This window comes from Azospirillum sp. TSH58 (assembly GCF_003119115.1).
Taxonomy (GTDB): Bacteria; Pseudomonadota; Alphaproteobacteria; order Azospirillales; family Azospirillaceae; genus Azospirillum.
Window position 1 is genome coordinate 717339 of sequence record NZ_CP022367.1, and the last position, 18185, is coordinate 735523.

Consider the following 18185-nt stretch of genomic DNA (forward strand, 5'->3'; position numbering starts at 1 on the left):
GCTCAATCCTCCGCCGCGCCGGTACGGTTGGAATCCGTGCGGACGGTTCCCAGCAATTCGGCCAGGGCCGTGCCGCGCCGGGCGCGGGTCATCTCCACCAGGCCCAGCTTGGACAAGCCATAGACCTGGGTCTGCGCCGGGTCGTTCTCCACCGCGCGGGACAGCGCGTTCAGCAGCCGTTCGGCGTCGCCCCGGTTGCGCATGTTGACGAAATCGACGACGACGATCCCCCCGGCGTTGCGCAGGCGCAGTTGCCGGGCGATCTCCGCCGCCGCCTCCAGATTGACGTCCAGCGGGTTGCCGCGTTCCCCCGCGTTGACGTCGACGACGGTCATCGCCTCCGTCCGCTCGATGACCAGCGACCCGCCGCCGGACAGCGGCACCCGCGTGCCGAGCAGCGTTTCGATTTCAGCGTCGAGGTCGCGCAGGTCGAAGAGGCGCTGCCGGCTGTCGGACGGGACGGCCAAGAGCCGGGCGTCGAACGGTTCCACCCTCCCCTCCAGGTCCGGCGCGCGGTCTGCGCACCAGCCGGCGAGGTCGCGGGCCAGCGCCGCGTCGTCCACGATGATCCGCGACGGGACGGCCGCCCCATGCTCGATCAGGGCGCGGCGCGGCGCGTCGGGGCCGGGCAGCAGCAGCGCGGGACCACCCCCCCGCTCCGCCGCGTCGCGGATCGAACGCCACGCCAGATGCAGCGCGTCCGACTCCGCGGCCAGCAGCCCGTCCGGCGCGGTGGCCGCGCCCGCCCGGACGATCCAGCCGGCGCCGGGGGCGATGTCCTGGATGCGGCGGGCCAGTTCGGTGCGTTCCGGCCCGCTGCCCAGACGCTTCGACACCGCCACGTCGCGCCCCAGCGGCGCGTGCACCAGGAAGCGGCCCGGCAGGGTGATGTCCATGGTCAGGGACGGCCCCTTGGCCCCGGTGGCGTCGGCCTTCACCTGCACCAGCACGGTCTGGCCGGTGCGCAGCAGGTTGCCGATCCGCTCGCCCTTGGCCTTCGGGCGCCCCGTCGGCCCGCGGGCGTCGAGTGCGGAGAGCAGGCCGGACTTGCCGGTGCCGAGATCGACGAAGGCGCCGTCCAGCCCCGTCGCGATGCGCTCCACCCGGCCCAGGAAGACATGGCCCAGAAGGGATGGACGCTCGGCGTGGTCGATGTAGAGGTCGGTCAGCCGCCCGCCGGCCAGCACGGCGGCCCGCGTCAGCGGACCGTCACGGTCGATGAGAATGTCCGATCCGGTCCCGCCCGCCGGGCCGCTCACGGCAGCGGGAACCCCACGCCGCGCAGCAGCGCCGCCACCTCGAACAGCGGCAGCCCGACCACGTTGCTGTAGGAGCCGCCGATCCAGCGGACATGGGCCGCCGCCCGGCCCTGGATCGCGTAGCCGCCGGCCTTGCCCTGCCATTCGCCGGAAGCGATGTAGGACTCGGTCTCCTCGTGGGACAGCGACTTGAAGGTCACGTCGGTGCGCACCAGCCGATCCGACCGGCGCAACGCCTCCCCTTCCCGCGCGTCGCCCTCCCCTGCGGGAGACAGCAGCACGACTCCGCCGAACACCCGGTGCCGCCGCCCGGACAGCAGGCCGAGGCAGGCGCGCGCCTGCTTCTCCTCCTCCGCCTTGGGCAGGATGCGGCGGCCGCAGGCGACCACCGTGTCGGCGGCCAGCACGAAGGCGCCGGGATGGCGCGCGGCCACGGCGGCGGCCTTCTCGCCGGCCAGACGCAGCGCGTGCTGGGGCGGAAGCTCCCGCGGCAGGGGCGATTCGTCGATGTCTGCGGGGTCGACCGCGTCGGGCACCACGCCGATCTGGCGCAACAGGTCGAGCCGGCGGGGCGAGGCGGACGCCAGCACGAGCCGGTGGGTGGTTTCGGTGCTCATAACGCGGGGAGGATGGCCGACGGTGGAAACCGGTTCAACGCGGGAAACCGGTTCAATCACTTGAACCGGAACGTGATCCGGCCCTTGGTCAGGTCGTAGGGCGTCATCTCGACGTTGACGCGGTCACCGGCCAGCACGCGGATGCGGTTCTTGCGCATCTTGCCGGAGGTGTGCGCCAGCACTTCATGCTCGTTGTCGAGCTTCACACGGAACATCGCGTTCGGCAGCAGCTCGACGACGGTTCCGGAGAACTCGATCAGATCTTCCTTAGCCATAGCCCCTTAAGTCCGTAACAGTTTCGAGGCAATAACTGACCTCCCGAAGCCGCCCGGTCAAGGGGGATTCCACCGGGGGCGGTGAGCCTCCGGCGTGGGGGTTGGCCAAAGCCTTCCAGATGGGACGGAAACAGCCGGCGGTTCAGCCGAGCGGGGTTCCGTCGCCGTTTTCATACTCCGACGCGCCGTCCGCGTCCATGCCCGCGGTGCCGCCGAGCGCCGCCGACTGGAAAGAACTGAGCGGCGAGGGGCCGCCGTCGAGCCGGACGCGGGGTTCCGCGGCCTGCGCGATGCGCTCGAACATCTCCTTCTGGTCGGTGTCCATGCGCCGCGTCAGCCGCGCGACGGTCTCCGACGCGGTGAGCGCCCGGCCCGACGCGCGGTCGTAGAACAGGCCCCGGTTGCTCCGCGCCGCGGTGGGCAGAAGCTCCGCGGCGGCGGCCCTGGGCGACGACTCGGCGGCGCGGATCAGCTTGGCGGCCCCGCCGACGCCCAGCACATAGGCGATGCGGCTCTCGGTCTCCGAAACCGGGCGCTTCAACCGCTCCTCGAGCCGGTCGCGCCCCTCGGACAGGTAGCGCGCGGCCATGCCGGCGGAGAGGTCGACGTCGTGGCGCAGCGCCAGGATCTGGCGGCGCACCGCCGGGTCCTTGACCGAGGGGATGCCGTTGCGGCTCTGGATCGCGCCCGCCAGTTCCCCCTGACCGTAGGCGGAGCCATGGCGGCGGAACAGGTCGAGCCAGGTCCGCTCCAGGAACTGGAACGGGCCGGCAGCGGAGCTGGAGCGGTTGCGGGCCGCCGGGTCCAGCCCGCTTTCCTGGGTCGCCTGGGCGAGGATGGCGGTGAAGCTGTGGCCCGACAGGCCGGCGACCTGCTGGGCCGCCAGAACCACCCGCCCGGCGGCGGGGCTGTTCGCCAGGGCGGCGCCGATCACCGTCGATTGGGTCCCCGACGCGGCGGCGGCCGTCGCGGTGCCACCAGGGGCGGCGCCGGGAACGGCATCGGGCTTGCGGACGGGAAAGGGCACGCGGGTCCCATCGGCGAGCTGGATCGGCGCCTCCGGCTTCGCCGTCGGCAGGGGCGGCGCCTTCTGCCCGTTGGCCAGCCGCCCGCGGGGAAGCGGCTGGACTTCCGCCAGCGCGCTTTGGAACGACACGCCCGACGCGGCGCCGGTGGAGGACGGCGACGCGGGAACATCCGGCTTGCGCTCGGGAAGCGGGGCGAGTGGAGGCAGCGCGACCTTCATGGAACACCGGAACCGTCAAACCGGAACCGCCATCGCGGAACCCTTCGGCGCAGCTTTAGCACAAAGGCCTTAATTTTTCTTAATCATTGCCCGGGATCGCCGCGGGGGGTTCAATCGGCCGGCGTGTCGGCCAGACGGGCGGGGCCGGCGTTGATGTCGGTCCGCCGCCCCTCGCCGTTCCAATGATCGACGGCGGCCAGAAGACGGTTTTTCTCCAAGGGCTTGGCCAGATGATCGTCCATCCCCGCCTGACGGCAGCGCTCCACCTCCACGGCCAGCACGCCCGCCGAAAGCGCCAGGATCGGGATGCGGCCCATCGCGCCGGGCAGCGCCCGGATGCGCCGCGTCGCCTCCAGCCCGTCCATCACCGGCATCTGCACGTCCATCAGGACGAGATCGTAGGCGCGCTCCTGCACCGCGGTCACGGCGGCGGCGCCGTCGGGCACGGCATCCACATGGTGCCCGGCCCGGGTCAGCATGGCGATGACCAGATCGCGGTTCATCGCCAGATCCTCGGCCAGCAGGATTCGCGCGCCGCGGCTGGACGGCTGGTGGTGATGCGGGGCGCCGCCGTCATGGTCGTCCCGTTCCGGGGCGCTGGCGGGCTGCAGCGGCAGGCTGAACCAGAAGGTGCTGCCGACGCCGGGACGGCTCTCCACGCCGATCTCGCCGCCCATCAGCTCGACCAGACGGTGGCAGATGGCCAGCCCCAGCCCGGTGCCGCCGCGTCCGCGATCCAGCTGGCTGAAGCGCTGGAACAGTTCGGGCTGGCGGTCTTCGGGCACGCCGATGCCGGTGTCGCTGACGGTGAAGGTGTAGCGGCGGGGGCCGGACTCGTCGCCCATGGCCTTCACGGTCAGGCGGACGCTGCCGGTGTCGGTGAACTTCACCGCGTTGCCCAGCAGGTTCAGCAGGATCTGGCGCACCCGGTCGGGATCGCCCAGCACATAGCCGCGCGCCGCCGCGGAGACGGAGGTGTGGATCTCCAGCCCCTTCTGCTCGGCGGCCAGCCGCACGATGGCCTGGCAGCGGTCGGCCAGATCGTCCAGCCGGAACGGCACGCAGACCAGATCGAGCTTGCCCGCCTCCAGCTTCGACAGGTCCAGCACGTCGTTGATGACGGTCAGCAGGGAGCGCCCGGCCTCCCGCACCTGGGAGGCGTAGCGCCGCTGCTCCGCCGTCAGCGGCGTCTCCAGGAGCATGTCGGCGAACCCGATCACGCCGTTCATCGGCGTGCGGATCTCGTGGCTCATGGTCGCCAGGAAGTCCTCCTTGGCGCGGCTGCCGGCGCGGGCCTCCTCCATGGCGGCGCGCAGCTCCTGCTCGCGCCGCTTCAGCCGGCCCGACATGTCGTTGAAGGCGTTGGCGACCAGCCGGATCTCGTCGGGCGCGCCTCGGGCCTCCACCACGGTCCCGACGTCGCCGGCGCCGATCCGGGTCGCCGCCTGACTGAGAACGCGCATCCAGCGCAGGACCGAGGCATGGAGCAGCGACCACAGCGCCGCCACGCTGAGCAGCCCGGCGATGCCGAGCAGGACCAGCCCGCGCAGCAGGTCGCGCTGGGCGTCCGCGACGATCGGCCCGGTCGGCATGCCCACGGCGAAGACGGTGTCGGTTTCCGGGGAATGGCGGAAGGCCCAGATGCGGTTCAGCCCGTCGGCGCTCTCGCCCTCGAACGCGCCGCTGCTTTCGGCCAGCATGCGCCGGATGTGCGGGAATTCCGCCAGGCTGCGCCCGACCCAGCCCTCCGGATCGGGCTGGCGCGCGATCAGCACGCCACGGCGGTCCAGCACCAGGATGCGCGCGTCGTCCTGCTTCGTCACCTTCACGAGGTCGGTCAGCCAGGCGAGATCGATGGCGACGCCCAGCACCCGCTCGACCTCGCCGTTCACCAGCACCGGCTGCACCGCCAGGATCAGCGGCTTCCCCGAGCGCTTGCCGATCACCACCTCGCTCAGCACGAAGGATTTTGTGTCCAGCGCCCGCTGGAAATACTCGCGCTCGCGCAGGCTGATCCCGGAACCGGGACCGGTCGTGTCGCAGATGAGGAGGCCGTTCGGGTCGGCCACCCACACGCCGGTCGTCCAGCGGTGCTGCCGCGGCATCGGCGCCAGCGTGGCGACGCAGGCGTCGGTGTTGCCGTGGGCGGCATCGCGGACCGCCGGCACCAGCGCCAGGACGCTCAGCAGGTTGCGCGCTTCGCCGATCAGGTCGCGCTGGCGCTCCACCCCGTCCTCGGTCAGGTGCCGCGCCAGCTCCCGGGCGCTGCTCAGCCGTTGATCGAGCTGCTGGTCGAAGAAGTACAGCGCCCCGGCCAGCGGCAGGGCGAGGGACGCCAGAACGACGCCCATCAGACGCAGCCGGAGACTCCGCAGGCCGGTGACACGAGACAGGCGGGACGGCAAACCGGCGAGCATCAGGCGGAGAACCTCTCAGGGGCCGCTAGAGTCTAGGAGGAGAAGCGCACGTCATTCGATGACTCATCTCAATAGCACCTCAACCCAACCTTGAAAAAGAACTTCCCCGAAGGCAAGCCCCGATCCCGCGGATGATCACACCGTCGGACCGCGGGACAGCGGAAAGCGCTCCTTGATCTTGCCCAGCAGCCCGTCGCGCACTTTGCGGTAGGCGTCCAGCATGGCCTCGCGGTTGCCGTCCACCAGCGTCGGGTCGAAGGTGTTCCAGAACTCCACTTCGCAGGCCATCGTGCGGGTCATCTCGATGGCGCGGTGCTGCGCCTCCGGCGACAGCGACACGATCAGGTCGAAGTTCGTGTCCTCCAGATCCTCGAAACTGCGGCAGCGATGGCGCGACAGGTCGATGCCCATCTCCTCCATCACGGCCACGGCGAAGGGATCGACCTCGTCCCCCTCGCGCACGCCGACCGAATCGACATAGACGCGCGTGCCGTGGAAATGCCGCATGATCGCCGCCGCCATCGGGGAGCGGATCATGTTGTAGGTGCAGGCGAACAACACGCTCGTCACGGGGAGCGGTTGCAGCACCGGGGCCATGCGCCGCCCGACCCCGTCAGCCGCGGATGTGGAGGACGCAGATCAGCGTGAACAGCCGACGCGCCGTCTGGAGATCCATTTCGACCTTTCCGGCCAGCCGTTCGCGCAGCATCTCCGATCCTTCGTTGTGCAGGCCGCGGCGGCCCATGTCGATCGCCTCGATCTGCGAGGGCGTGGAGCGCTTGATCGCCTGATAGTAGCTTTCGCAGATCAGGAAATAGTCCCGGACGATGGACCGGAAGCCGGTCACCGGCAGGGTGATCTTGTCCAGCGCGCTGTCGTCGTCGCGCCGGACGTCGAAGACCAGCCGGTTGTCCTCGATCGACAGATGCAGATGGTAGGGGCCGCAGTCGGCGTGGTCGCAAGGGCAGAACTCGTTGTCTTCGAGCAGGTCGAAGATGGCAACCGCGCGCTCGTGCTCCACCTCCGGCTTGCGCCGGATCACGGTCTTCTCGTCGAGCGTCACATGGACGATGCGGCGGTTGCCCTTCGTGCTCACCCCTGACCTCCCCCCGGCAGGCGCAGCGCCACCGACAGCGCGTGCGCGTCCAGACCCTCCGACCGGGCCAGCGTCACCGCCGCCGGGCCGATCGCCTTCACGCTGTCCGCGTCGCAGGCGACGAAGGTCGTCCGCTTCATGAAATCCAGCACGTTCAGGCCGGACGAGAAGCGTGCGGAGCGCGCCGTCGGCAGGACGTGGTTCGGACCGGCGACATAGTCGCCGATGGCTTCCGGCGTGTAGCGGCCGAGGAAGATCGCCCCGGCGTTGCGCACCGTCGCGGCCAGCGCGTCGGGGTCCTCCACCGCCAGTTCCAGATGTTCCGGCGCCAACCGGTCGATCAGGGCCGGCGACTCGGCCAGCAGGTCGCGCACCACGATGATGGCGCCGTGCTCCCGCCAGCTTTCCCCGGCGATGGCGGCGCGCGGCAGCGTCTCCAGATGCTTGTCCACCGCCGCCGCCACCGCGTCGGCAAAGGCCGGGTCGTCGGTGATCAGGATCGACTGGGCGGACGTGTCGTGTTCCGCCTGGGACAGCAGGTCCATGGCGATCCAGGCCGGGTCGTTCCGGTTGTCGGCGACCACCAGGATCTCCGACGGGCCGGCGATGCTGTCGATGCCCACCGTGCCGTAGACCAGCCGCTTGGCGGCGGCGACGAAGGCGTTGCCCGGTCCGACGATCTTGTCCACCGGGGCGATGGTCTCCGTGCCGTAGGCCAGCGCAGCCACGGCCTGGGCGCCGCCGATGCGGTAGATCTCGGTGATGCCGCAGCGCTTGGCGGCGGCCAGCACCAGCGGGTTGATCGCCCCGTCCGGAGTCGGCACCACCATGACGATGCGCTCCACCCCGGCGACCCTGGCCGGCAGCGCGTTCATCAGGACGGAGCTGGGGTAGGACGCCGTGCCGCCCGGCACATAGAGGCCGGCGGCCCCGACCGCCGTCCAGCGGGCGCCCAGCCGCACGCCCTGGGCGTCGCGGTAGTCGGTCGTCTCCGGCACCTGGAGCCGGTGGAAGCTCTCGATGCGCTCCGCCGCGGTGTCGAGCGCGCGCAGCAGGTCGTCGCCGCACTTGCCCACCGCCGCGTCCACCTCCTCCTGGGAGATGCGCAGGGTGGCGGGGGTCAGCGTCTGGCGGTCCCAGCGGGCGGTGTAGTCGATCAGCGCCGCGTCGCCGCGCCTGCGCACCTCCTCGATGACGCCGGCGACCAGGGCCTGCACGTCCTCGCTGGTCTCGCGCTTGGCGTGGAGAAGCCCCTCGAAGCCCTCGGCGAAGCGGGGGTCCTGGGCATCAAGCCTGACGGGCATTCACAGCCTCCCGGAAGCGGTCGATCCAGCCGGAGATTTCCTCGGGCCGCGTCTTGAAAGCGGCCCGGTTGACGATGAGCCGGGAGGTGACGTCGGCGATGTGCTCGATCTCCACCAGCCCGTTCGCCTTCAGCGTGGAGCCGGTGGACACCAGATCGACGATGCGGCGGCACAGGCCGAGGGTCGGGGCAAGTTCCATCGCGCCGTTCAGTTTCACGCACTCCGCCTGCACCCCGCGCGCCGCGAAATGCTTCCTGGTGACCTCCGGGTATTTGGTCGCGACGCGCACGTGACTCCAACGCGACGGATCGTCGCTCTCCCCCAGTTCGACGGGTTCGGCGACCGACAGGCGGCACTTGCCGATGCCGAGGTCGAGCGGCGCGTAGATTTCCGGATAGTCGAATTCCATCAGCACGTCGTTGCCGGCCACGCCCAGATGGGCGGCGCCGAAGGCGACGAAGGTCGCCACGTCGAAGGAGCGGACGCGGATGATGCTGAGATTCGGGATGTTGGTCGCAAAGCGCAGGAGCCGGCTGTCCGCGTCGTCGAACGCCGCTTCAGGCTCGATGCCGGCGTGGGCGAGCAACGGGCGCAGCTCCTTCAGGATGCGCCCCTTGGGCAAAGCCAGAACCAGCGGCTGACCGGCCGGCGCGTCGAAGGGCGCCGTTGCGGACGGCGCATCGGTCGGCGTGCTGGGCGCCGGCGCGCCAAAAGCACGGGTATCGGCGGGCAAAGAACTCTCCTCGGGCTGAACCGCTGCCCGGATATACCACATTCCGCGCCGCCGTCACGGTCTTAGGAGGCATAGTGCGGCGCAGAACGGCTTTGCCCGGCGACGGGCGGGGCAACCGGTCAGTTGGTGACCCGCCAGCTTCCGTCCGGCTGGCGGCAGGCGGTGCCGTAGCCGGGCTGCGCCAGGCCGCCGATCATCACCGTCGTCTGGTATTCCCGGCAGAGCTGGCCGTTGCGGGCCATGTAGGCCGGGCCGGTCGGGGTGGCGGCGATGGGAGCCGGCGCGGGCTCGGTGAAGACCACCGCGGGCGGCGGGGCCGGGACGGGCGCCGGCTGCACGTACACCACCGGCGGCGGGGCCGGCACCACATAGACCGGCGGCCCGTAGACCGGGGGCGGATAGCCGTGGAAATGCCGGTGGGGCGGCGGATGGTCGGGATAGACCGGCCCCCCGAAGGACAGGAACACCGACGACCGCGCCTGCGCCGGACCGGACGGAACCGTCAGCCCAGCCGCCAGCACCAGACCGAACACCACGCCACCGCAAACCGCACCGACGCGCCCGGACATGGGACAGCACTCCAGCAGGAAATCCGCAGCAGATATAGCCCTAAAGCTTCAGCCCCGCCACACCGTCGAGAATGGCGCCATCGGACAGAGAGCGCCGGTCCAGCTTCGCCCCGAACATGCGGGCGTTGGTCAGGTCCGTCTTCGTCAGGTCGCAGCCGGACAGGTTGGCGAAGGACAGGTCGGCGCCCGCGAAATTCACCTCGCGCAGGCAGGCGCCGCGCAGGTCGGCGTAGCGCAGCCGCGCGCCCGACAGGTCGGACTGCATCGACCGCCTCTCGTCGAAGTAGAGCGGACGCAGGTTGGCCTTGCGCAGGTCGGCGTTGTTCAGCTTGGCGAGCCGCAGGTTCACGCCGCGCAGGTCGCCGCCCACCAGCTTGGCGAGCCGCAAATCGCCCTTCTCCAGGACCGCGGCCTGGAGCTGCACGTTGGTCAGGTCCAGCCCATACAGCGTCGCCCCGACCGCCCGCAGCATGGTCAGGCAGGTGTGGGCCAGCGACGGGGCGTGGCGCAGGTCGAAGCCCGACAGGTCGAGCGCCGTTCCCTCCGCCCCGCTCGACCCGACCCAGCGGATGTGGTCGTGCAGAAGCTCGTCCAGCGGGCGCCCGAGTTCGGCGACGACACGGCCCACCGGATCGTCGGTCAGCGCGTCCTCCATGTCGGCGTCGGCCAGTTCCGTCATGACCATGGTGGCGCCGGTCAGCACCGCGCCGCGCAGGCAGGCGCCGCGCAGGTCCGCCCCCGACAGGTCCGCTCCCTCCAGGTTCGATCCGGTGAAGTTGGCCCCGCGCATGGTGGCGCGCACCAGCTTGCACCCGCGCATCAGCGCGTCGGTGAAGTCGGTGTGGATGGCCATGGCCCCGGACAGCCGGGCGTTGGTCAGGTTGGCGCCGGACAGGTCGGCCCCCGACGCCTCCGTCGGCTGGGACTCCACCTTGATGATGCGCAGGCTGCCGTCGCGGTCCTTTTCCGCCAGCGAGCCGTCGCGCAGGTCGGCCTCGAACAGGTTGGCGCCGATCAGGATGGAGCCGCGCAGGCAGGCGCCGCGCAGGTCCGCCTTGATCAGGCTGGCGTTCTCCAGGTTGGCCAGCCGCAGGTCGGTGGCGAACATCGACGCGCAGTCGAGCCGCGCCCCGGCCAGATTGGCGCCGCGCAGGCTGGCCCCGACGAAGTCGGCGTGGGCGAGGTCACGCCCCGCGAGGTCGAGCCCGTTCAGGTCGAAAAAGGACAGCGTCGCCCGTGCCCCGCCGATGCGGGCGTTGCGGAACATCTCGTGCCGGCGCACCACCGCATCGAGCTGGACCTGATCCAGGCGGGTGAGAGGACGCTGCTGCATGGCCGTGTTCGCCTCCGATCACGGTTTCAGACTACCCTTTGCGGCCTTCACGAATGATTAATGCAGCCCGCGATAGGAAATTCTTCCCGTCAACGGACGGCGCGGATCGCCTTTCAGGCCGCGGACGGCTGGCTGTGGCGGATCGGTTGGCGCTCCGTACCCAGGGCGTTCAGCGCGTCGCGCAGCACATCGGGGGTGACGGGCTTGTGCAGCAGGCGGCAGCCGGCGGCCACCGCCTCGCGGATGCGTTCGGGGGCGGTGTCGCCGGTCAGGATGATGCCGGGGATGGGGCGCCCTTCCTGTTCCGCCGCTCGGGTGACCGTCTCGGCCCCCGTCAGCGGACCCGGCAGGCGGAAATCCGACAGGATCACGTCCGGACAGCGCGGTGCCGCGCGCAGCGCCGCCAGCGCCGCCGGCCCGTCCGCCGCCACCAGCACGTCGTGCCCCCAGCTTTCGAGAAGGAGCTGCATCCCGGCGCTCTGCACCGGGTCGTCCTCGACGATCAGGATCAGGCGGGTGTCGGGGTCCTCCGCACGGCCGGCGGGGGCGGGAGCCACCGCGTCCGTCCGCGATTCGCTGGCCGCCAGCGGGACCATGATGGAGAAGACGGACCCCTGGCCGGGGCGCGAGCGGACCTCCACCGCGTGGCCCAGCAGCGCGGCCTTGCGGCGCACCTTGGGAAGCCCCAGCCCCAGGCCGCGGCGGCGGTCGCGCTCCGGGTTGCCCAACTGCACGAAGTCTTCGAAGATGGCGTCCAGATGCTCCGCCGCGATGCCGGGGCCGGTGTCCCACACCTCGATGCGCAGCCATTGGCCGCGCCGCCGGCAGCCGACCACCACACCGCCCGCCGGGGTGTAGGCGATGGCGTTGCGCAGCAGGTCGCCCAGCATCCGCGTCAGCAGGGTGGCGTCGGTGCGCACCATGGCGGCGCAGCCGCGCACGCGCAAATCCAGTTTCTTGTCCGCCGCCAGTCCCCGGAATTCCGCCGCCACGCCGTTCAGGACGGCGGCGACCGGCACGTCGGCGATGTTCGGACGGACCACCCCGGCGTCCAGCGTGGCGACCTCAAGCAGCGCGTGCAGCAGCTTCTCCCCGCTGTCCAGCGCCTCGCCCATCTTCTCGGCGATGGAGCGCTCGCGCGATTCCTTCAGCCGCTCCATCAGCAGATGGTGGAACAGGCGCAGCGCCTGGAAGGGCTGGCGCAGGTCGTGGTTGGCCGCCGACAGGAAGCGGGCCTTGGCCTGGTTGGCGCGCTCCTTCTCGGCCAGGGCGCGGACGAGCTTCTGGTTGAGGGAGCGCAGGTCGGCGGTGCGCTCCTCCACCCGCTGCTCCAGCCGGGCGTTGGCGTCGCGCAGCGCGTCGCGGGCCGCCGCCTCGCGCCGCAGGCTGGCCCAGCCGAGCGCGGCCAGCCCGAACAGCGCGACGACGCTGACGCCGACCATCATGAAACCGTGCTGCAGGCGGCCGCTCCACGGCTCCAGAACGATGCTGCGCGGCAGGGCGACCGCCGCCACCGCCGGGAAGTCGCGCATCCGCTTCAGGCCGATGACCACGCCCTCCCCCGCGACGCTCCAGTCGCCGTCGCCGCTCTCCGCCCCCGGCTCCAGCGCGGGAAGCGGGCCGATCCCGGCGTCGCCCCCGGTGCCTCCAATGCCGGCCAGCCGCGTGCCGTCCAAACGGAACAGCCCGGCGACGCTGTGCCGCCCGTCGCCGAAGACGTCGAGCACGGTGTGCAGGCTGGAGGAGGGAAGCGCCAGCAGGACCGCCCCCTCCAGGAGGCCCCCGCGTCCCAGGATGCGGCGGACCATCAAAATGGAATCGAGCCCGTCCACCTGCCCGTGCAGAAGCTCCAGGCCGCCATCCGCCCCCTGGAACAGGCTGGCGATGCCGCCGTCGGGGTGGATCGAGGGGCCGAACACCGTCCGGCCGCCGGCGTCCAGGATCGACAGAGCGCCGAACCGCGACGCCGCCAGCGCCTCCCCCAGGGCGTGATCGGGGAGCGACGCCAACCCGCCCGTCTCCAACCGGTCGGCCACCCGCGCCAGGGCGGCGGCCCCGCCGTCCAGCACCGCGTCGGCGTGGCCTTCGAGGAACGCCGCGGCCTGCCGGGTGCCGCGTTCGGCCCGGTCGAGCGTGCTGACGTAATCGACCAGCGACAGCGCCCCCCAGGCCACCCCGCCCAGCAGCGTCATCACCAGGACGATGGCTGCCAGGATGGCCTTCGGGTGGAAGTTCAGCAGGGCGTTGACCGAGAGCCGGATCATGGGCGGGGGCGTCTTGGTGAGGCGGAGCGGGAACGACGTCGCCGGCCCGCCGGATGCACGATGCCGCGGGACACCGGCGAAGCCTGTGCCTGCGGCGATGATCGATGTTTGCGGATCGAATTCAATGGTTCGCGTGTCGCCGGACAGCAATGCGCGCCTGAGTCGAAAAGACCGTAGAGGAATGGCCGCCGGACCCGCCCTTCATTGATCTTTCCGCATCTTCAGCCATGAAGACCCGGCGACGGCATGGAAAGACGAAAGTTGTCATTTGCGTTACACCCGCTTCCTCAGCCTTTTGTCGGAAAGCTCCCGGACATCCCCCAGAAGTTTATTTGCCTTTATTGTCTGGAACCGATGATAGCATGCGATAGTTATCGGCGCGACCCGCCATGACGACTATGACCATGCTCATACCGAACCCACTCTTTGGGTGAAGGGTTGCAAAAGCGGTTCGGCCGGGAGTCGAGGCTCCGGCATTCATCGGAAATTGTGCCGATGACGGGATCACCCGGGCGGTCTGCGCGTTCCTGTGCTGCTTCATGCCGCAACGCGCCCACACGAGGTTCAACCGTGAAGAAGCCGCCGTTCGCTCCTAAGGTTTTCCGCCAGTCCCGCATCCGGGAAGGTCTTCCCTACCCTCTCGGCGCCACATGGGACGGGCTTGGCGTCAACTTCGCGCTGTTTTCCGCCAACGCCACCAAGGTGGAGCTGTGCCTGTTCGACCAGGATGGACGCCGCGAGCTGGAACGGGTCGAGCTGCCCGAATACACCGATGAGGTGTGGCACGGCTATCTGCCGGACGCCCGTCCCGGCACCGTCTACGGCTACCGCGTGCACGGGCCGTACGAGCCCAAGGCGGGCCACCGCTTCAACCCGAACAAGCTGCTGCTCGACCCCTACGCCAAGCATATGGTCGGGCCGCTGCGCTGGTCGGACGCGCATTTCGGCTACCGTGTCGGCTCGCCGCGCGGCGACCTGTCCTTCGACCGGCGCGACAGCGCCCCCGGCATGCCGAAATGCGTGGTGATCGACCCGGCCTTCACCTGGGGCCACGACCGGCACCCGGCGATCCCCTGGGAGAAGTCGATCTTCTACGAGACCCACGTGCGCGGCTACACCATGCGGCACCCGGCGGTGCCCCCGCAGTACCGCGGCACCTTCGCCGGCCTCGCCCAGCAGGAGGTGGTGGAGTACATCCGCTCGCTGGGCGTCACGGCGGTGGAGCTTCTGCCGGTCCACGCCTTCGTGGACGACCGCTATCTGCTGGAAAAGGGGCTGCGCAACTACTGGGGCTACAACAGCATCTCCTTCTTCGCGCCCGACCCGCGCTACATGGCGACCGGCGCGATCCACGAGTTCAAGGAGATGGTCGCCCGCCTGCACGACGCCGGGATCGAGGTCATCCTCGACGTCGTCTACAACCACACCGCCGAAGGCAACGAGATGGGGCCGACGCTGTCCTTCAAGGGCATCGACAACGCCTCCTACTACCGGCTGGCGCCCGACCCGCGCTACTACATCAACGACACCGGCACGGGCAACACGCTGAACCTCGTGCATTCGCGCGTCCTCCAGATGGTCACCGACAGTTTGCGCTACTGGGTGACCGAGATGCATGTGGACGGCTTCCGCTTCGACCTCGCCACCATCCTGGCGCGGGAGACCTACGGCTTCGACCACAGCGGCGGCTTCCTCGACGCCTGCCGCCAGGACCCGGTGCTGTCGCGCGTCAAGCTGATCGCCGAGCCGTGGGACTGCGGCCCCGGCGGCTATCAGGTCGGCGGCTTCCCGCCGGGCTGGGCGGAGTGGAACGACAAGTTCCGCGACACCGTGCGCTCCTACTGGAAGGGCGACGAGGGCAAGCTGCCCGAGTTGGCGACCCGCATGGCCGCCTCGGCGGACGTGTTCAACCGGCGTGGGCGCAAGCCCTGGGCCAGCGTCAACTTCGTCACCGCCCATGACGGCTTCACCCTGCACGACCTCGTGTCCTACAACGACAAGCACAACGACGCGAACGGCGAGGACAACCGCGACGGCCATTCGCACAACATCTCCTGGAACCACGGGGCGGAGGGGCCGACCGACGATCCGGAGATCAACGCCCTGCGCTTCCGCCAGATGCGCAACCTGCTGGCCACGCTGCTGCTGTCCCAGGGCACGCCGATGATCCTGGCCGGCGACGAGTTCGCCCGCAGCCAGAACGGCAACAACAACGCCTATTGCCAGGACAACGAGATCAGCTGGATCGACTGGGAAGGCGTCAGCGACGAGGGCTGGGCGCTGACCGACTTCGTCCGCCACCTGATCGGGCTGCGGCAGAGCCATCCGCTTCTGCGGCGCGGGCGCTTCTTCACCGGCGCCTACAACCCCGACCTGGAGGTGAAGGACCTCACCTGGATCACCCCGGCCGGCGAGGAGAAGACGACCGAGCAGTGGCAGGACCCCATGGCGCGCTGCCTGGGCATGCTGCTCGACGGGCGGGCGCAGGCCACCGGCATCAAGAAGGCGGCGTCGGACGCCACGCTGCTGCTGATCATCAACGCCTACCACGACGTGGTGCCCTTCAAGCTGCCGGAGGTTTCCGGCGGCAGCCGCTGGCTGACCCTGGTGGACACCACCGAGCCCGACCGGCTGGAGGTCGCCACCGCCCAGACCGGCGACGAGATCCCGGTCAACGGGCGGTCGCTGCTGCTGTTCGAGCTGATGCCCGACCGCCGCTCCGACATGGGGCTGAAGGCCGCCGCGCGGGCCCTGCGCGCCGCCTCGGGGCCGGGCGAGCCGGTCGCGGCCATCACGCCGGACAGCATCGCGTCCGGCGCCAGCCCGGCCGAGACGGTGCAGCAGCCGGGCGAGTGACCACCGGGGCCTGAACGGTCCATCGCGAACGGTGCGGCAGGACGCCGCACCGTTCCTCGCTGTTTATATATACAATTTTAGGCAAATAGGCGATATCAAGGCAGCGAACTATCCGCATCGAACCATTGCTTGTGTCCGCAACGCAGCATTGTCCTCGTTTCCGCGCCTCGAAGCGAAGGGCAGCCGCCGGGAATCCAGGGGGTCTGGGCATGTGTCATGGCGACTACATCCGATTCCTGGTCGCGACCGAGGCCGACCCGGCCCTGCGCGCGGCGCTGCGGCGGGCGTCGCGCGGCCTGCTGACCCTGGGCGATCTGGTGGATTTCGCCGCCGGCCACGGGTTTCGCTTCACCGAGGCGGACATTCCCCTGGCCGTGGCCCGGCCCGCCGCCTGCGGGTCCGACTGACCGCGAGCGACGCGGTCACGGCGGCGGCGCCGTCGTGCTGCAACTGCCGCGGATCGTCAGCATGATCCCGTCGTCGGACTGAAAGATGTCCTTGTCGGCGTCGCGCGGGATCGGGATTTTCTGGCGGCGGCAGAACAGCAGGAGGATGCCGAGCGTCTTGCTGGGCATGAAGGCGACGTCCCGCACCTTCGCGGCCCCCTGCTGCACCATGACCACCACGCCTCCATCCGATTTCGGAACGACGGAGGCGATCAGGCCCAACGGAAGATCGGTCTGATTCGGCACCTTCTGGTACCAGCCGAAGGCTTTCTTGAGGGCCGAGTTCGTGAAGACAAGGTGACGCGTTTCGAAAATCATTCCGGACCAGTTTCAGGCCCGGCCGCCCTCCAGTTCCGGGTTCAACCGGAACGTGATCGCACGCCCCAGTTTGGAATCCCGCAGAAGGATCTGCTTGGTTTCCAGCAGCTTGATGGCCCGATTGACATTGGGCCGCTGCATGCCGAGCGCGTCAGCCAGTTCGGACTGGAGCACCGGCACGGGACGGTCGAAATGGAGCCGCCGGCTCAGGTAGGTGAACACACGAAGCGCCTCCAGGGTGATGTCCCGATCGGTCGAAACGGTCCTGGAGAGGAGGTCATGATGCTGCATGGCGGCCTCGGAACGCAAGTTGGCTCGGCGTCGCAGTCCGGCTGCGCACGCGCCGGGCGGATAATTTCGCCTGCTCCGCAGGTTACCCCGCATTTGTTGTCCGAATGTGTCGCGTGCGTTTCCAAATTGACATAAAGCCGCGCCATTTGTGACGCCCCCGCCGGAACCCTTCCCCCCGCCCTCCCGTTCCCGGAAGGAGACACCGTCACGTCAGGAGGAGGGACCATGCATCGGCTCGTGCTGCTGCGGCACGGTCAGAGCGTCTGGAACCGCTCGGATCTGTTCACCGGCTGGACCGACGTCGATCTGACCGAACAGGGGGTGGCCGAAACCCGCCACGCCGCCGGCCTGCTGAAGCAGGCCGGGTTCGATTTCGACGTGGCCTTCACCTCCGTCCTGAAGCGGGCGATCAGGACGCTCGACATCGTGCTGGAGGAGATGGACCGGATGTGGCTGCCGGTGCACAAGCACTGGCGCCTGAACGAGCGCCATTATGGCGCGCTCCAGGGGCTGAACAAGACGGAGACGGCGGCCCGGCACGGCGCCGATCAGGTCTTCCTGTGGCGGCGGAGCTGGGACGTCCCGCCCCCGCCCGTCGAGCCCGAGGACCCGTGCTCCGCGGTGTCGGACCGCCGTTACGCCGGGATCGGCCGCGCCAACCTGCCCCGCGGCGAAAGCCTGAAGGACACCACGGACCGGGTGATCCCCTTCTGGGAGGAGGGCATCTGCCCCGCCCTGCGGCTGGGCGCGCGGGTGCTGGTGTCGGCCCACGGCAACAGCCTGCGCGGCCTCGTCAAGCATCTGGACAAGGTGCCCGACCAGGACATCCCGCTGTTCGAAATCCCGACCAGCCGCCCGCTGGTCTACGAGCTGGGCGCCGACCTGGTCCCGCTGCGCCGCTATTTCCTGACCGAAGGCGGCGGGACGGAGGAGATCACCTGGACCCGCCGGGAGGACGGCGGTCCCAGCGGCGTCGCCGCGGCGTAATTCGATGAATCCTCTCTTCTATCCCCTCTCCCCTCCGGGGAAAGGGTCAGGGTGAGGGGGGTGCGCTTACAACGGACGTTCCGCCACGCGCATCCCCCTCACCCGGCGCTTCGGGCCACCCTCTCCCCGCTTTCGGTGGACCAGAGGTCCGCCTGTCGCGTCAGCGCAAACGAA

The 18185-nt window shown here is 70.0% G+C and carries 17 protein-coding genes; 3 read left to right on the forward strand and 14 right to left on the reverse strand.

Features of this window, described 5'->3' with window-relative positions:
- Positions 1 to 2 precede the first annotated feature (2 nt).
- From TSH58p_RS24885 to TSH58p_RS24940, 12 genes are all read right to left on the reverse strand, one after another.
- A complete protein-coding gene (locus tag TSH58p_RS24885; RefSeq protein ID WP_109070993.1) occupies positions 3 to 1259 on the reverse strand; it encodes a ribonuclease E/G in 1257 nt (418 codons plus the stop codon).
- The gene (locus TSH58p_RS24890; RefSeq protein WP_109070992.1) at positions 1256 to 1876 is read right to left on the reverse strand and encodes a nucleoside triphosphate pyrophosphatase; all 621 of its coding nucleotides are present in this window, start codon (positions 1874 to 1876) and stop codon (positions 1256 to 1258) included. Before TSH58p_RS24890 ends, TSH58p_RS24885 begins: the two co-directional genes overlap by 4 nt.
- Positions 1877 to 1932: 56 nt before the next feature.
- Positions 1933 to 2151 carry a translation initiation factor IF-1 gene (gene infA, locus TSH58p_RS24895; RefSeq protein WP_014198195.1) on the reverse strand — a complete coding sequence of 73 codons (219 nt, stop codon included), beginning with the start codon at positions 2149 to 2151 and terminating at the stop codon, positions 1933 to 1935.
- A gap of 142 nt (positions 2152 to 2293) precedes the next feature.
- The gene (locus tag TSH58p_RS24900; protein ID WP_109070991.1) at positions 2294 to 3397 is read right to left on the reverse strand and encodes a lytic transglycosylase domain-containing protein; all 1104 of its coding nucleotides are present in this window, start codon (positions 3395 to 3397) and stop codon (positions 2294 to 2296) included.
- Between the two features lie 110 nt (positions 3398 to 3507).
- The gene (locus TSH58p_RS24905) at positions 3508 to 5814 is read right to left on the reverse strand and encodes a hybrid sensor histidine kinase/response regulator (RefSeq protein ID WP_109070990.1); all 2307 of its coding nucleotides are present in this window, start codon (positions 5812 to 5814) and stop codon (positions 3508 to 3510) included.
- 135 nt (positions 5815 to 5949) lie between these two features.
- Positions 5950 to 6411: a low molecular weight phosphatase family protein gene (locus TSH58p_RS24910; protein WP_109070989.1), complete on the reverse strand. Its 462-nt coding sequence runs from the start codon at positions 6409 to 6411 to the stop codon at positions 5950 to 5952.
- A 16-nt stretch (positions 6412 to 6427) separates the two neighbouring features.
- Entirely contained in the window at positions 6428 to 6910 is a 483-nt protein-coding gene (locus tag TSH58p_RS24915) for a UPF0262 family protein (RefSeq protein ID WP_109070988.1), read from the reverse strand.
- On the reverse strand, positions 6907 to 8214 hold the full coding sequence (gene hisD / locus TSH58p_RS24920; protein WP_109070987.1) for a histidinol dehydrogenase: 1308 nt from the start codon (positions 8212 to 8214) through the stop codon (positions 6907 to 6909). The genes TSH58p_RS24915 and hisD overlap by 4 nt, the downstream gene beginning before the upstream one ends.
- Positions 8198 to 8947, reverse strand: coding sequence for an ATP phosphoribosyltransferase (gene hisG, locus TSH58p_RS24925; protein WP_247874124.1), 750 nt, complete (start codon positions 8945 to 8947; stop codon positions 8198 to 8200). Before hisG ends, hisD begins: the two co-directional genes overlap by 17 nt.
- A gap of 119 nt (positions 8948 to 9066) precedes the next feature.
- Positions 9067 to 9516 carry a hypothetical protein gene (locus TSH58p_RS24930; protein WP_109070986.1) on the reverse strand — a complete coding sequence of 150 codons (450 nt, stop codon included), beginning with the start codon at positions 9514 to 9516 and terminating at the stop codon, positions 9067 to 9069.
- Positions 9517 to 9556: 40 nt separating this feature from the next.
- The gene (locus TSH58p_RS24935) at positions 9557 to 10849 is read right to left on the reverse strand and encodes a pentapeptide repeat-containing protein (protein ID WP_109070985.1); all 1293 of its coding nucleotides are present in this window, start codon (positions 10847 to 10849) and stop codon (positions 9557 to 9559) included.
- A gap of 113 nt (positions 10850 to 10962) precedes the next feature.
- Entirely contained in the window at positions 10963 to 13113 is a 2151-nt protein-coding gene (locus TSH58p_RS24940; protein ID WP_109070984.1) for an ATP-binding protein, read from the reverse strand.
- Positions 13114 to 13683: 570 nt separating this feature from the next.
- Between TSH58p_RS24940 and glgX the strand changes: the two genes are divergently transcribed.
- Together glgX and TSH58p_RS24950 are read left to right on the forward strand one after the other, a co-directional pair.
- A complete protein-coding gene (glgX, locus tag TSH58p_RS24945) occupies positions 13684 to 15969 on the forward strand; it encodes a glycogen debranching protein GlgX (RefSeq protein ID WP_109070983.1) in 2286 nt (761 codons plus the stop codon).
- A 209-nt stretch (positions 15970 to 16178) separates the two neighbouring features.
- On the forward strand, positions 16179 to 16376 hold the full coding sequence (locus TSH58p_RS24950; protein WP_109070982.1) for a Nif11-like leader peptide family natural product precursor: 198 nt from the start codon (positions 16179 to 16181) through the stop codon (positions 16374 to 16376).
- Between the two features lie 15 nt (positions 16377 to 16391).
- On the opposite strand, the gene TSH58p_RS24955 is transcribed toward TSH58p_RS24950, so the two are convergent.
- The gene (locus TSH58p_RS24955) at positions 16392 to 16733 is read right to left on the reverse strand and encodes a hypothetical protein (RefSeq protein ID WP_040134552.1); all 342 of its coding nucleotides are present in this window, start codon (positions 16731 to 16733) and stop codon (positions 16392 to 16394) included.
- Between the two features lie 12 nt (positions 16734 to 16745).
- Positions 16746 to 17024, reverse strand: a complete 279-nt coding sequence (locus TSH58p_RS24960; protein ID WP_236778250.1) for a helix-turn-helix domain-containing protein — start codon at positions 17022 to 17024, stop codon at positions 16746 to 16748.
- A gap of 225 nt (positions 17025 to 17249) precedes the next feature.
- Here TSH58p_RS24960 and gpmA point away from each other — a divergent pair, with 225 nt between their 5' ends.
- The gene (gpmA, locus tag TSH58p_RS24965; protein WP_109070981.1) at positions 17250 to 18011 is read left to right on the forward strand and encodes a 2,3-diphosphoglycerate-dependent phosphoglycerate mutase; all 762 of its coding nucleotides are present in this window, start codon (positions 17250 to 17252) and stop codon (positions 18009 to 18011) included.
- The last annotated feature ends 174 nt before the right edge of the window (positions 18012 to 18185 follow it).